We start from the raw sequence: 15,006 nt of genomic DNA on the forward strand, positions 1-15,006 counted from the left end.
AGTCGTAACAAGGTAACCGTAGGGGAACCTGCGGTTGGATCACCTCCTTACGAAGAGCTCGTAAGTGTTCACACAGATTGTTTGTTTAGAAAGAGTCACTTTATTGGGTCTGTAGCTCAGGTGGTTAGAGCGCACCCCTGATAAGGGTGAGGTCGGTGGTTCAAGTCCACTCAGACCCACCAATTCGACAATTAAGCTGATGGCTTGATTAGTTGATGAAGTGAAACAATGGGGCTATAGCTCAGCTGGGAGAGCGCCTGCCTTGCACGCAGGAGGCCAGCGGTTCGATCCCGCTTAGCTCCACCATTAAAGATACCTCTTTTAAAAATCAAAAATTATTTTTGTATTTATTTGATATTCGAATGAATAGAAAGATAAAGCTCTTTAACAATTAGGAACAAGCTGAAAGAAACGAGTTCTCGTTTTTACGAAAAGCATTGATATGAAAATATGGATGTGATGAAGTAAAAAAGAGAAAAAAGCGTAATTGAAACCAAGACAACTGTGAGTTGTAAGGTTAAGAAATTAAGCGTACACGGTGGATGCCTAGGCAATCAGAGGCGATGAAGGACGTGTTAATCTGCGAAAAGCGACGGTGAGCCGATAAAAGGCGCTATAGCCGTTGATGTCCGAATGGGGAAACCCAGTGCAGGCGACTGCACTATCATCTGATGAATACATAGTCAGATGAGGCGAACCGGGAGAACTGAAACATCTAAGTACCCCGAGGAAAAGAAATCAACCGAGATTCCCAAAGTAGCGGCGAGCGAAATGGGAGTAGCCCAAGCGGGTAGCATAATGTATTAGTGGAAGCGTCTGGAAAGTCGCACGATAGAGGGTGAAAGTCCCGTACATGAAAGTGCATTATGTGGAAGCTTATAGAGTAGGGCGGGACACGTGATATCCTGTCTGAAGATGGGGGGACCATCCTCCAAGGCTAAATACTCCTGATTGACCGATAGTGAACCAGTACCGTGAGGGAAAGGCGAAAAGAACCCCGGGAGGGGAGTGAAATAGACCCTGAAACCGTGTACGTACAATCAGTGGGAGCATGTACCGTTGGGTATGTGTGACTGCGTACCTTTTGTATAATGGGTCAGCGACTTATATTCTGTAGCAAGGTTAACCGAATAGGGGAGCCGAAGGGAAACCGAGTATTAACTGTGCGTTAAGTTGCAGGGTATAGACCCGAAACCCGGTGATCTAGCCATGGGCAGGTTGAAGGTTGGTTAACACTAACTGGAGGACCGAACCGACTAATGTTGAAAAATTAGCGGATGACCTGTGGCTGGGGGTGAAAGGCCAATCAAACCGGGAGATAGCTGGTTCTCCCCGAAAGCTATTTAGGTAGCGCCTCATGTATAACTGTTGGGGGTAGAGCACTGTTTCGGCTAGGGGGCCATCCCGGCTTACCAACCCGATGCAAACTCCGAATACTGACAAGTTTAATCATGGGAGACACACGGCGGGTGCTAACGTTCGTCGTGAAGAGGGAAACAACCCAGACCGCCAGCTAAGGTCCCCAAGTCATAGTTAAGTGGGAAACGAAGTGGGAAGGCTTAGACAGCTAGGATGTTGGCTTAGAAGCAGCCATCATTTAAAGAAAGCGTAATAGCTCACTAGTCGAGTCGGCCTGCGCGGAAGATGTAACGGGGCTAAAACTATGCACCGAAGCTGCGGCAGTGCACGTAAGTGTATTGGGTAGGGGAGCGTTCTGTAAGCCGTCGAAGGTGTGTTGTGAGGCATGCTGGAGGTATCAGAAGTGCGAATGCTGACATAAGTAACGATAAAGCGGGTGAAAAGCCCGCTCGCCGGAAGACCAAGGGTTCCTGTCCAACGTTAATCGGGGCAGGGTGAGTCGACCCCTAAGGAGAGGCCGAAGGGCGTATCTGATGGGAAACGGGTTAATATTCCCGTACTGGCTATAACTGCGATGGGGGGACGAAGAAGGCTAGGTTTACCACCTATTGGATGGTGGGTTAAGCGTGTAGGGGTGTGATTAGGCAAATCCGGTCACTGAGACCCTGAGGCGTGATGACGAGCTACTAAGGTAGTGAAGTAATTGATGCCCTGCTTCCAGGAAAATCCTCTAAGCTTCAGGTTATAGTTAATCGTACCCGAAACCGACACAGGTGGTCAGGTAGAGAATACTCAGGCGCTTGAGAGAACTCGGGTGAAGGAACTAGGCAAAATGGTGCCGTAACTTCGGGAGAAGGCACGCTGACGGTAATTGAAGTCCCACGCGGATGGAGGTGAAATCAGTCGAAGATACCAGCTGGCTGCAACTGTTTAATAAAAACACAGCACTGTGCAAACACGAAAGTGGACGTATACGGTGTGACGCCTGCCCGGTGCTGGAAGGTTAATTGATGGGGTTATGCGTAAGCAGAAGCTCTTGATCGAAGCCCCAGTAAACGGCGGCCGTAACTATAACGGTCCTAAGGTAGCGAAATTCCTTGTCGGGTAAGTTCCGACCTGCACGAATGGCGTAATGATGGCCAGGCTGTCTCCACCCGAGACTCAGTGAAATTGAAATTGCCGTGAAGATGCGGTGTACCCGTGGCAAGACGGAAAGACCCCGTGAACCTTTACTATAGCTTGACAGTGAACATTGAGCCTTAATGTGTAGGATAGGTGGGAGACTATGAAGTGTGTACGCCAGTATGCATGGAGTCAACCTTGAAATACCACCCTTTAATGTTTGATGTTCTAACCTATACTTCTGAATCGAGGTAAGGGACACTGTCTGGTGGGTAGTTTGACTGGGGCGGTCTCCTCCCAAAGAGTAACGGAGGAGCACGAAGGTTAGCTAATCCTGGTCGGACATCAGGAGGTTAGTGCAATGGCAAAAGCTAGCTTGACTGCGAGAGTGACGGCTCGAGCAGGTACGAAAGTAGGTCATAGTGATCCGGTGGTTCTGAATGGAAGGGCCATCGCTCAACGGATAAAAGGTACTCCGGGGATAACAGGCTGATACCGCCCAAGAGTTCATATCGACGGCGGTGTTTGGCACCTCGATGTCGGCTCATCACATCCTGGGGCTGAAGTAGGTCCCAAGGGTACGGCTGTTCGCCGTTTAAAGTGGTACGCGAGCTGGGTTTAGAACGTCGTGAGACAGTTCGGTCCCTATCTGCCATGGGCGTAGGAAAATTGAGAGGGTTTGCTTCTAGTACGAGAGGACCGAAGTGAACGCACCGCTGGTGTTCGGGTTGTGATGCCAATTGCATTGCCCGGTAGCTACGTGCGGAATAGATAAGTGCTGAAAGCATCTAAGCACGAAACTAGCCTCGAGATGAGTTTTCCCTGAAGAGATTCAGTAAGGTCCGTTTGAGACTAAGACGTAGATAGGTCAGGTGTGTAAGTGTAGTGATACATTGAGCTAACTGATACTAATGAACCGAGAGTCTTAACCTTACAACTCGGAGTTGTTTTGGGTTACGCGAAGTTGAGATTAAGAAATCATCGAAAGATGGTTAAAGATTAATAAAACAGTTTGTTCCGGATTGAGCGATTGGTGAAGATATGTGATAATCATCATCAATAGAAAAAGAGAAGACAGAATATGTCTGGCGGTAATAGCGCGGTGGTCCCACCTGACCCCATGCCGAACTCAGAAGTGAAACGCCGTAGTGCCGATGGTAGTGTGGGTATTACCCATGTGAGAGTAGGGTGCCGCCAGACTTTTAATTTATAAACACACCAAAAAATACGGTGGAGCGGTAGTTCAGTTGGTTAGAATACCTGCCTGTCACGCAGGGGGTCGCGGGTTCGAGCCCCGTCCGTTCCGCCACCTTATCTAGGGGCGTAGTTCAATTGGTAGAGCACCGGTCTCCAAAACCGGGTGTTGGGAGTTCGAGACTCTCCGCCCCTGCCATAAAAATAATAGATTTGTTCTAATTTTAGTCATTTATTCAATTTTATTTATATAAATAAAAAAATTTTGTTTACAGATTAACTTTGTCAATTATAATTCCCGCCCAACAACTTTTATAATCTAGAGGATATAACATGGCTGAAAGTTTTGTAAGTCAACAACGTTTTTTTGATAATAAGAATTATCCAAGAGGATTTTCTCGTCATGGCGATTTTACTATCAAAGAAGCACAGATCTTAGAAAAATATGGTTGTGCTTTTAGAGATCTCGATGCAGAAACTAAAAAGCCAACTACATCAGAAGAGAAATCTTTTGTTGCAGTTTGTAAAGGGAAAAAGGAACCAGTTACAGATTATGAAAAAACATGGATAAAGTACCTTTCTAAAATTAACAAACCAAAACGTTTTCACACGTTATCAGGTGGAAAACCTCAAGTTGACGTGAGTGATGACTTTGTCGATAGTGATGATTAATTTATTAGCCAATATTTTTGTGCATTTGAATTAATAATCTATCCATAGAACGATAACTCAGTGCTTCTGAAATATGTTTTCGTTCTATGTTCTTTGAACAATCTAAGTCGGCGATAGTCCGAGATACCTTTAATATTCTATGCCATGCTCGAGCAGAAAGCCCTAATTTAATTAAAGCCTGTTCTAAGTACTCATTATCTTCATCAGTTAATAAGCAATGAATTTGAATTTCTTTTGGTGATAATTGACTATTTAACTTTTTATTTCTTATCATTTGAATTTTTCTAGCATCCATAACTCTTTTTTTCACTTTATCAGTTGGTTCAGTTACACTAACTTTTTGACTTAGTGTACCTTTAGGTAGTAATGGTACTTCAATTGATATATCAAAACGATCTAAAAATGGACCAGAAAGTCGATTTAAGTAACGTATAATTTGTTGTGGTGTTGTCCTATTATGAGTTCCATGATAATGACCCGTAGGGCTAGGGTTCATAGCGGCAATGAGTTGAAACTTTGCTGGAAATTTTATTTTTGCATTTGCCCTAGATATAACAATTTCTCCCGACTCAATGGGTTCTCTTAAGGCATCTAATACTTTACGGTTAAATTCTGGTAATTCATCTAAAAATAACACTCCATTATGGGCTAATGAAATTTCTCCTGGTTTAGGAATTGAGCCGCCACCAACTAAAGCTGCTGCAGATGCACTATGATGCGGGGCTCTAAATGGCCTTTTACGCCAATTTTGAATCGAACCATTAGCGCTAACAAGACTGGTGATTGCTGCACTTTCAAGTGCTTCATCATCTGATAATGATGGTAATAATGAAGTTAACCGAGTGGCTAGCATAGTTTTCCCCGTCCCTGGTGGACCAATTAACAATAGATTATGTCCACCTGCAGCGGCAATTTCTAAGGCTCTTTTAGCATGTTCTTGACCAATTATATCTTGTAGGTTAATTATTTGCTCATCATCATCTTTGTATTCTCTGTATTCAACAGTAGGTAAATTAATTTCATTGTATAGATATTGGCATAGTTCTAATAAATTATGGGTAATTAACGTATTATTATGATGGATTAATGATATTTCAGATTGATTTTCTCTAGAAATAATCAATGTACGATTATTTTTTTTAGATGATATAGCAGCAGGAATAGCACCTTTTACTGCTTTAATCTCCCCAGATAAGGCTAATTCACCTAAAAATTCATATTTAGCTAGATTATCGTTAGGTATTTGTTCGGTTGCTGCAAGAATAGCGATAGCTATAGGCAAATCAAAGCGACTACCTTCTTTAGGAAGATCTGCTGGAGATAAATTAACAGTTATCTTTTTTGCTGGAAATGTAAAGCCACTATTAATAATAGCGCTTCTAACTCGGTCTTTAGATTCTTTAACTGTTGCTTCTGGAAGACCAACCAGAACAAAACCTGGTAATCCATTACTAATATGTACTTCAACATTAATTTGAGGTGCTTGTATTCCAATAGAGGCTCTTGTGTAAATAATTGCGAGAGACATAGTTTTGTCTTCATTAGTTTCTGATTTTTAGCACTTTATTAGTAATTAAATAATGTGAACAAACAAATAACTAAAAATGCGTGTTCCCTCGCAATAAATTTTCTAATTTTACTGATATTTTAATTTTTAGTTCTTAAAAAGAATTTAGAAATAAATAATGATATAAAAAATAAACAAGTATTACTTAATACAACAGAAGGACCTGTTGGAGTATCATAAATTAATGAAAACAGAATTCCACCCAAAATAGATAGCATCCCAATTAATATTGCAAAAAATGCCATTGATTCTGGGTTTTTAGCATAATATTTTGCTGTAGCAGCAGGAATGATTAATAATGCAGTAATAATTAAAGCTCCAACAAATTTCATAGCAATACCAATTGTTAATGCTAAAAGTATTGTAAGCATAAATTTCGTTAGTGGTACATTAATGCCATGGCTAAATGCTAGTTCCTCACTAACAGTGATAAATAAAAATTGATTCCAACGCCATATCAACAGAATTCCAATTATTACTACACAAATTAAAATCTGATAAACATCAAACATTGTTATAGATAAAAGATCACCAAATAGATAACCCATCAAATCAATGCGTATACTATTCATTAAACTTATCACAACTAAACCAAGTGAAAGAGCGCTATGAGCTAAAATACCCAGTAATGTATCAACAGGTAGTTGTTTTTGAGATTCTAACCATAACAGCCCGATAGCTAATATCAGTGTCACTAAAACGATGGCATAGAATAGATTGATATCAAAAAGGAAGCCAAAGGCAACCCCTAATAATGCTGCATGGGATAACGTATCTCCAAAATAAGACATTCTTCGCCAAACAACAAATGTACCCAATGGACCTGTTAAACACGATAAGCATAAACCTGCAAGTAAAGAGGGTAAGAGTAACTCAATCATTATTTTGTTCCTCTTGAATCAGGTAATATAATTTTCCGATTATGATAATTGTGATGCTGGCAACAATCATTATTGTGATGGTGCTTATATAAAGCGATTTGTGATGCGCCGTGAGGTCCAAATAAAGAAACAAATTCTGGATCGTTTGAGACACTAGCTGGTGTTCCTGAACAACAGATATGATGGTTTAAACAAATTACTTCATCTGTTTTTGCCATAACTAAATGTAAATCATGTGAAACCATTACAACACCACAACTAAACTTCGTTTTAGCATCAATAATTAAATCATACAATAGCACTTGCCCATTTACATCTACACCTTGTGTAGGCTCATCTAAAATAAGTAGTTTTGGGCGTTTTGCTAATGCTTGAGCAAGTAGCACTCGCTGTAACTCCCCGCCTGATAATTGATGCATAGATCGATCAATCAGATATTGAGCTTTTACTAAAGATAATGTTTGGATGATATCATCATAACTTAATTGTTTATTTAGCTGCATAAACCGTTTGACGGTTATAGGTAAAGTAGGATTCAAATTTATTGATTGAGGGACATAACCGATAGTCAAATCAGAAGCACGTTCAATGGTGCCTGTTGTAGGTGAAATTAATCCTAAAATAACTTTGACGAGTGTTGATTTTCCTGCACCATTTGGACCTAGAATCGTAATAATTTGGCTTAAGTTAATCGTCAATGAAACATCATATAATATTTTTTGTTGATTTATTTTAACCGAAATATTATTTAGAGCCATTAATTGTGTCATGATATCGATAGTCCTTGCCGATCAATATGTTATGTTATATTATAACAATAATGTGGTTTTATTCCATCATATTTTATAAATATTGGATGACAAAGTGAAAAATTTAACTAAAAACATCAGACAAGTTCTACGTTTTCTTACACAACTTACGCTAATCGTTATTGGATTAACAAATAATGTTAATGCCAATGTAATTTCCTCAGTAAGGCCGATAGGTTTTATTACTGAAGCAATTGCATCAGGCGTAACAAATACAGATATACTATTGCCGGATGGCGCATCTCCTCATACTTATTCATTGAAACCCTCCGATTTGGCTAAAATTAAGAATGCTGATTTAATAATTTGGGTTGGTGAAGATATGGAAGTTTTTATGCCAACTGTTTTAAAAAATGTTGATGAACAAAAGCAGATAGAATTAATGGATGTTCCCGAAATTAAGAGTTTGCTTAGAATCAATCATCACGATGAAGAAATACCTCATGATGATAATGACCATCATCATGGTGAATATGATGAACATATATGGCTTTCGCCAAAAATTGCTAAAATTATTGCAAAATCAATCCATGATAAGCTTATAGAACTGTATCCTAATAAAGTGCAGTTGCTTGATGCAAATCTGAACGAATTCATTACAAATCTATCAGAAACAGAACAAAACATTGCAAAAAAACTAATTAGCGTACAAAATAGAGGGTATTTTGTGTTTCATGATGCATATGGGTACTTTGAATCACAGTTCGGATTAAAAAATCTAGGAAGTTTTACCATAAACCCAGCAGTACAGCCTGGCGTTCAAACTGTCTATGCAATTCAAAAAAAGCTAGCGGAACATCAAGCAGTCTGTGTTTTTAGAGAGCCACAGTTTAGCCCTGCAGTTATAAAGAAGTTAGTAAATGGTACAAATGTTAAAATTGGTGAATTAAATCCATTAGGGACAGGTATCATTGTCGAAAAAGGTGCCTATTCACACTTTTTATTAACATTAACTCAGGAGCTGTTGGATTGTTTAGATAAAAAATAGTTTAGATTATAAGATAGTTAAGGTTAATTTTGGCACAGCAGATTAAATCCCCTAATATTGCAAAAAATAAATTCAAAATTCCCTATTTTTCAGTATTAGGAGCCCTTGTTGTTGTTATTTTTGTAACTATATTGTGGCGACCTTTAAATTTAGATCGCACAGTGTACGTCCCTCTAAATTCTCAAGCTCAAACTACAGTTACAGATACGCCTTCGTCTTCAGTTGTTATTGGCGATGGGCGAATTGATATGCTTAGTGATAAATCTAAAACTGACAATGTTACAGAGTCGTCTGATGTTCCTGAAGATGATATAGCTAAAGACGAATTAGATGATCTTGCTGAAGAAAAAGATAACACAGTGCAATATACCATATCACGTGGTGATACATTACACGATATTTTGAATCGTTATAATGTAAATAAAAATGATATTGCACAGTTAACAGGTAAGTATAAACAACTAGCCAATTTGAGAATTGGACAGCAGGTTAGTTGGACGACCGATGATAATCACAATTTGCTCACTTTTAACTGGACAATATCAACTAATAATGTTCGAATTTTTGAAAAGTCAGGCAATCAATTTATAGAAAGTACTGAAACAGTAGAAGGTGTCTCACAAAATAATGTTATTAAAGGTGAGCTGAAAACCAGTTTTGTTTCAGATGCTCGTAAAGCTGGTTTAACGAGTAATGAGATTGGAATTATTACACGTGCATTGCAGTGGCGTTTGGATTTTCGACGTTTAAAAGTAGGCGATAAATTCGTGGTATACTTATCTCGTGAAATGCATGGAAATCGTTTATCAAATAGTAAATTACTTGGTGTTCGCATTAAAAATGGGTCTAAAGATTATTATGCGATTCTAGCTGATGATGGTAAATACTATGATATTAATGCAGGTAGTTTATCTCAAAGTTTTTTCCGATATCCTTTAGCTAAAAAAGCTCGCGTATCATCAGGTTTTAATCCGCGTCGGTTACATCCAGTTACAGGCGTTGTTACACCACATAATGGTGTTGATTTTGCAGTATCTAGAGGAACGCCAGTATTATCTGTAGGAAATGGAGAAGTTGTTATTGCGAAATACAGCGGCTCAGCAGGTAACTATGTCGCTATACGCCATGGTAGGCAATATATGACGGCATACATGCATTTAGACAAAATTTTAGTGAAACCAGGCCAACAAGTTAAACAGGGTGACAAAATTGGTTTATCTGGTAATACTGGGCGTTCTACTGGACCACATTTGCATTTTGAATTACATATCAATAATAAACCTGTTAATCCATTAACAGCAAGTTTACCGATTAATGAAGGTTTAACCGGTAAGTCTAAAAAAGCATTTATAGAAAAAGTTAAAAATATTCAGCCACAACTTAGTTTTTAATTGATTTTATATATTCAACTATATTATTTAAACTAAAATATCTTATTGATAAGAAGCTCAATGCTTCATTAAAAAGTTATGTTATTATAAGTTAATTTTATTTAATCTTAATATTGGGTGCAGTTTGAACAGACCAACTAAAAAGAAATCGACTAAAAAGGCTTCAAAAAAAAATAAGAAATCATTGTGGCGTCGACTTTGGTCGTTGCTTTTCAAATTATGTCTTATCTTTGTTGCTGTAACTGTCGTTTATGGGATTTATTTAGATCAACAAATTAAAGAACGTATAGATGGTAATGTTTGGGAATTACCTGCGGCTGTCTATGGACAGATAGTCGACCTTGAACCAGATAGTGATTATAGTCTTAGTGATGTTGTTACTTTGCTAAAAGGTGCACAATATCGTCAGCAAGATAGTAAAGCTACTCGACCAGGTGAATTTATTGTTCAAAATGGTGCTGTTGAAATTTACCGTCGTCCATTTACATTTCCTGATGGTGAAGAAAAAGCTTTTCGTGTCAAAATTACTTTCTATGAAAACAGGATAGATCGCATATCTAATTTAGACACAGGTCGTGATTTTGGCTTACTTAAGATTGATCCTAAATTAATAACGATGATGCATTCCCCAAATGGTGAACAACGGCTTTTTGTGCCTTTAAGAGAATTTTCTGACTCGTTAATAAAAACCTTAGTTGCAACTGAAGATAAACGTTTTTATGACCACCATGGTGTAAGTTTATATTCTATTGGTCGAGCCATATATGTTAATTTAACAACAGGTCGTACTGAAGGTGGAAGCACACTAACACAACAAACGGTTAAAAACCTCTTTTTAACGAATGAGAGAAGTCTCAGTCGTAAAATACGTGAAGCCTATATGGCTATCATTTTAGATGCTCGATATAGTAAAGAACGTATTTTAGAACTTTACTTAAATGAAGTTTATTTAGGTCAAGCTGGTAGTGAAGAAATTCATGGCTTCCCATTAGCAAGCCTTTACTATTTTGGTCGACCAGTTAATGAATTGACATTAGATCAGCAAGCTGTATTAGTAGGTATGGTAAAAGGTGCTTCGTACTATAATCCTTGGACTCAACCACAACAAGTGATTGAACGTCGTAATGTTGTATTAAAACTTGCTGAGCAACAAGGAATTATTGATGAGGAATTATATAATTTACTCAGCCAACGCCCACTTTCAGTCTTACCAAAAGGTGGTGTGATATCACCGCAACCAGCATTTATGCAAGTTGTCCGTAGTGAGCTGAGAAAACAGTTGGGTGATAAAGCAGACCACCTGTCAGGAATGAAAATTTTCACCACATTCGACCCAGTTGCTCAGGCTGCAGCAGAACAATCGGTTACGGATGAAATAGAAACATTACGTAAATCGACTAATAAAGAATTACAAACAGCAATGGTTATTGTTAGCCGTGAGACAGGTGAAATCCGTTCTATTATTGGTAGCGCTGAGCCACGTTACCCTGGTTATAACAGAGCGTGGTTAACTAGACGAGCAATTGGTTCACTGGCAAAACCGTCAACCTACTTAACTGCATTAGGTCAGCCAGAACGTTATCAGCTTAATACTTGGTTAAACGACAACCCACTATCAATCAAACTTGATAACGGCGGTTATTGGCAACCGAAGAATTTTGATCGGAAATTTCGCGATAAAGTGATGTTAATTGATGCATTAGCCCTTTCACTTAACGTACCTACAGTTAACTTAGGTATGTCATTAGGTTTAGACGCAACTAAAACGACTTTACAAGCATTGGGGGTACCTGAAGATCGTATCCCTAATTTGCCTTCTCGCTTATTAGGTGCTCTAGAGTTAACACCATTAGAAACAGCACAAATGTTCCAAACTATTTCCAATAATGGCCAACGTGCACCGCTCACAATACTACGGTATGTATTAACTGATAAAGGTGAACTTGTTTATCAAAATTACCCGCAACAAATTCAAGCGGTTTCTCAGCAATCGGCTTATTTAACCACTTACGCTATGCAACAAGTCGTTGAATCAGGAACATCACGTTCATTGAAAGCTAAATATGGATCTTTCAATTTAGCTGCCAAGACTGGAACAAGTAATGATTCGCGTGATAGTTGGTTTACTGGTATTGATGGAAAAAATGTTGCAGTCATTTGGATAGGGCTTGATGATCATTCACCTATGAAATTAACAGGGGCTACAGGTGCATTAAAAATATATAGTGAATACTTACAAAATAATCCACCGAAAAAATTACAACTTTCAGTACCACAAAATATCTTTATGGTACCTATTGATAGTAGTGGCCAATGGCAGTGCGATGGAGGAGGAGTAAGGACTTTACCTGCATGGACGGTCAATCCGCAAAGTTTATGTGCTGTTAGTTCTCAAACTGAGACAAATCAATCGGCTCCTAGCTGGGTTACTGACATGTTCAATAATTAAATGAGATTATTAAATGCCTGAATTACCAGAAGTAGAAACTAGTCGGCGTGGTATTTTACCTTATTTAAAAGGCCAAATTATCAAACAAGTTGTTGTTCGACAACCCAAGCTTCGTTGGCCTATTGATGTGGCTATCTCCGATGCTCAAGGCCAAATAATCATAGATATTAAAAGACGTGCTAAATATTTATTATTACAGTTGACGCAAAATTGGATTGTTATTCATTTAGGTATGTCTGGTAGCTTACGCATAGTAAAATCAAACCAAAAACCAGATAAACATGATCATGTTGATTTGGTATTAGAAAATGGTGTGACATTACGTTATACCGACCCAAGGCGTTTTGGGTCATGGCTTTGGACTAATTCTATTGATGATCTTAAACAATTGAAGCATTTAGGATTAGAACCTCTAAGCGAGGAGTTTTCAGCAAACTATCTTTTCGAAAAAGCGACTAATCGAAATATTCCTATAAAAAGCTGGATTATGGACAACCATATTGTGGTTGGTGTTGGTAATATTTATGCTTCAGAATCATTGTTTATGGCAAAAATTAATCCGCACCGGAAAGTAAATAGTTTAACTTTAGAAGAATTTGAACGATTAGTCACAGCAATTAAACAAGTGCTCACCAAATCTATAGAACAAGGTGGTACTACACTTAAAGACTTTGTTCAATCTGATGGTAAACCTGGTTATTTTGTACAAAAGCTCCAAGTATATGGTAGAGAAGGTGAAAAGTGTTTAATTTGTAAATCTGACATAAAGTCTCATCGAATAGGCCAACGCAATACATTCTATTGTGAAAAATGCCAAAAATAGCAAATTTGGAAATATATTCTTATTGATCATTCTTTAATATCTTTAGCCTGATTATATTTAATTTAAATAAAAATCTTTGACGACTACTTTTAACTCCACCCAAATCAGAATAGTATAGTAAATAAGCGACAGTAATTGCGAATATAAGAATAATAAATAATTTATATAGAAAAATCTTTTTTACTCAAATAGCTATGGACTTGTTACGCAATTTCGGCTATCTTTCACGCTGATATTTATATTTTGTAAAGAGTGATACCATTTAATAACATTTTATTAATTGTTAAAAGGTTTTATCTTTTTGTATTTAAATACGGTTGTTATACTTATTTTAACTTAAATATATTTCTTTTTGATTAAGGAATTTAAGATGATCAAATTTGCTTCTCGCTTTTTGATAGCTTGTTTTGTTTTTTTATATACAATGATAGCTACTGCTGAAGTTAGAATTATAATCACTGATGGCGTAAGTTCTGCTAAACCAATTGCGGTCATACCATTTAAATGGACAGGTAGTGGTGAACCTCCACAAGTTGTGGATAATATTATTGCTTCTGATTTACGCAATAGTGGTAAATTTAATCCAATTGATGTGGCAGCAATGCCGCAAAAACCAACTACCGCTTCTGAAGTCAATCCTAGTGTTTGGAGCAATATTGGTATTTCTGCCGTTGTCGTCGGAACAATCCAACCTGATGCATCAGGAAAATATCTTATCACCTATCAATTAGTTGATACAGTTGAACGTCCTGGCGCTGTCTTAGTTGAAAATCAATTTCCTATTGAACAACGTTGGTTACGTTATGCAGCCCATACTGCAAGTGATGAAATCTTTGAAGCGTTAACTGGTATCAAGGGTGCTTTTAGAACACGTATTGCCTACGTCGTTAAAAATAGTAAGGGTCCTTACACACATGAATTACGTGTATCTGACTATGACGGATTTGATCAAGTCACCGTACACCGTTCAAAAGAACCATTAATGTCACCAACATGGTCACCTGATGGCAAAAAAATAGCCTATGTAACTTTTGAAAGTGGTCGTTCTGCATTAGTGTTAAAAACATTAGAAAGTGGTGCAGTTGAAACTATTGCTTCTTTTCCACAGCATAATGGTGCACCAGCATTTTCACCAGATGGTAGCAAATTAGCTTTTGCCTTATCAAAAGGGGGTAGCTTAAATTTATATATGATGAATTTAAGAACTAAGAAAATTACTCAAATTACCTCTAGCCGCAGTAATGACACTGAACCTTCATGGATGCCTGATAATGAAACTATAGTTTATACATCTGATCAGGCGGGACGTCCTCAACTATATTCAATTAACATTAATAGTGGAGCATCACAACGTATAACTTGGGATAATACGCAGAATCAAAATGCTCGCGTATCTCCAGATGGTAAGTTTATTGCTGTGATTTCTACTAATAATGGTGAGCAACATATTACTCGATATGATCTAGAAACGAATACTTATCAACGATTAACTGATACGTTTTTAGATGAAACACCGAGTATTGCTCCAAATGGCACTATGATTATCTACAGTTCATCGCAAGGTTTAGGTACAATTTTAAATCTTGTTTCAACTGATGGTAATTTTAAAGCAAGGTTACCAGCGACTGATGGACAAGTAAAATTCCCATCGTGGTCACCTTATTTATGAGGAACGACTAAATTTTAAGCAATAATATAATTATTAAAATTGTGTAAATGTGAAGGTCGTTATAATATATACTTCTAATCTT

At 37.9% G+C, this 15,006-nt stretch carries 9 protein-coding genes, 4 tRNA genes and 2 rRNA genes; 12 read left to right on the forward strand and 3 right to left on the reverse strand.

The genetic code is table 11. The features are described 5' to 3' along the window. The first annotated feature begins 105 nt into the window (after nucleotides 1-105). The 7 genes from J3U23_RS00010 to J3U23_RS00040 all read left to right on the forward strand — a co-directional run bounded on the left by J3U23_RS00010 (nucleotide 106) and on the right by J3U23_RS00040 (nucleotide 4,347). Nucleotides 106-182 (forward strand) — tRNA-Ile (locus J3U23_RS00010). Nucleotides 183-230: 48 nt separating this feature from the next. Continuing rightward, a tRNA-Ala gene (locus J3U23_RS00015) sits at nucleotides 231-306 on the forward strand. Between the two features lie 209 nt (nucleotides 307-515). Continuing rightward, nucleotides 516-3,414: ribosomal RNA gene (locus tag J3U23_RS00020) — 23S ribosomal RNA — on the forward strand. A gap of 151 nt (nucleotides 3,415-3,565) precedes the next feature. Next, nucleotides 3,566-3,681, forward strand: a 5S ribosomal RNA gene (rrf, locus tag J3U23_RS00025). Between the two features lie 32 nt (nucleotides 3,682-3,713). Then, a tRNA-Asp gene (locus J3U23_RS00030) sits at nucleotides 3,714-3,790 on the forward strand. 8 nt (nucleotides 3,791-3,798) lie between these two features. Next, nucleotides 3,799-3,874 (forward strand) — tRNA-Trp (locus J3U23_RS00035). 134 nt (nucleotides 3,875-4,008) lie between these two features. Then, nucleotides 4,009-4,347 (forward strand): DUF413 domain-containing protein, encoded by a 339-nt coding sequence (locus tag J3U23_RS00040; protein WP_065562455.1) that lies wholly within the window; start codon nucleotides 4,009-4,011, stop codon nucleotides 4,345-4,347. 4 nt (nucleotides 4,348-4,351) lie between these two features. Here J3U23_RS00040 and J3U23_RS00045 read toward each other — a convergent pair whose 3' ends face one another. The 3 genes from J3U23_RS00045 to znuC form a co-directional block, all read right to left on the reverse strand. Further along, the gene (locus J3U23_RS00045) at nucleotides 4,352-5,875 is read right to left on the reverse strand and encodes a YifB family Mg chelatase-like AAA ATPase (RefSeq protein ID WP_220225242.1); all 1,524 of its coding nucleotides are present in this window, start codon (nucleotides 5,873-5,875) and stop codon (nucleotides 4,352-4,354) included. Nucleotides 5,876-5,994: 119 nt separating this feature from the next. Further along, nucleotides 5,995-6,795, reverse strand: coding sequence for a zinc ABC transporter permease subunit ZnuB (znuB, locus tag J3U23_RS00050; protein ID WP_267329982.1), 801 nt, complete (start codon nucleotides 6,793-6,795; stop codon nucleotides 5,995-5,997). Beyond that, complete coding sequence (gene znuC, locus J3U23_RS00055) at nucleotides 6,795-7,565, reverse strand: zinc ABC transporter ATP-binding protein ZnuC (RefSeq protein WP_267338143.1); 771 nt, start codon at nucleotides 7,563-7,565, stop codon at nucleotides 6,795-6,797. The genes znuB and znuC overlap by 1 nt, the downstream gene beginning before the upstream one ends. A 94-nt stretch (nucleotides 7,566-7,659) precedes the next feature. Here znuC and znuA point away from each other — a divergent pair, with 94 nt between their 5' ends. The 5 genes from znuA (at nucleotide 7,660) to tolB (ending at nucleotide 14,924) form a co-directional block, all read left to right on the forward strand. Then, the gene (gene znuA, locus J3U23_RS00060) at nucleotides 7,660-8,592 is read left to right on the forward strand and encodes a zinc ABC transporter substrate-binding protein ZnuA (protein ID WP_267338144.1); all 933 of its coding nucleotides are present in this window, start codon (nucleotides 7,660-7,662) and stop codon (nucleotides 8,590-8,592) included. Between the two features lie 29 nt (nucleotides 8,593-8,621). Next, nucleotides 8,622-9,983: a murein DD-endopeptidase MepM gene (gene mepM, locus J3U23_RS00065; protein WP_267338145.1), complete on the forward strand. Its 1,362-nt coding sequence runs from the start codon at nucleotides 8,622-8,624 to the stop codon at nucleotides 9,981-9,983. 124 nt (nucleotides 9,984-10,107) lie between these two features. Next, nucleotides 10,108-12,432: a bifunctional glycosyl transferase/transpeptidase gene (gene mrcB / locus J3U23_RS00070; RefSeq protein WP_267338146.1), complete on the forward strand. Its 2,325-nt coding sequence runs from the start codon at nucleotides 10,108-10,110 to the stop codon at nucleotides 12,430-12,432. 13 nt (nucleotides 12,433-12,445) lie between these two features. Next, nucleotides 12,446-13,255, forward strand: a complete 810-nt coding sequence (gene mutM / locus J3U23_RS00075; protein WP_267338147.1) for a bifunctional DNA-formamidopyrimidine glycosylase/DNA-(apurinic or apyrimidinic site) lyase — start codon at nucleotides 12,446-12,448, stop codon at nucleotides 13,253-13,255. A gap of 373 nt (nucleotides 13,256-13,628) precedes the next feature. Then, nucleotides 13,629-14,924, forward strand: a complete 1,296-nt coding sequence (tolB, locus tag J3U23_RS00080) for a Tol-Pal system beta propeller repeat protein TolB (protein WP_065735188.1) — start codon at nucleotides 13,629-13,631, stop codon at nucleotides 14,922-14,924. Nucleotides 14,925-15,006 lie beyond the last annotated feature (82 nt).

It is taken from the genome of Gilliamella sp. B3367 (genome assembly GCF_026536825.1).
Lineage (GTDB): Bacteria > Pseudomonadota > Gammaproteobacteria > Enterobacterales > Orbaceae > Gilliamella > Gilliamella apicola_E.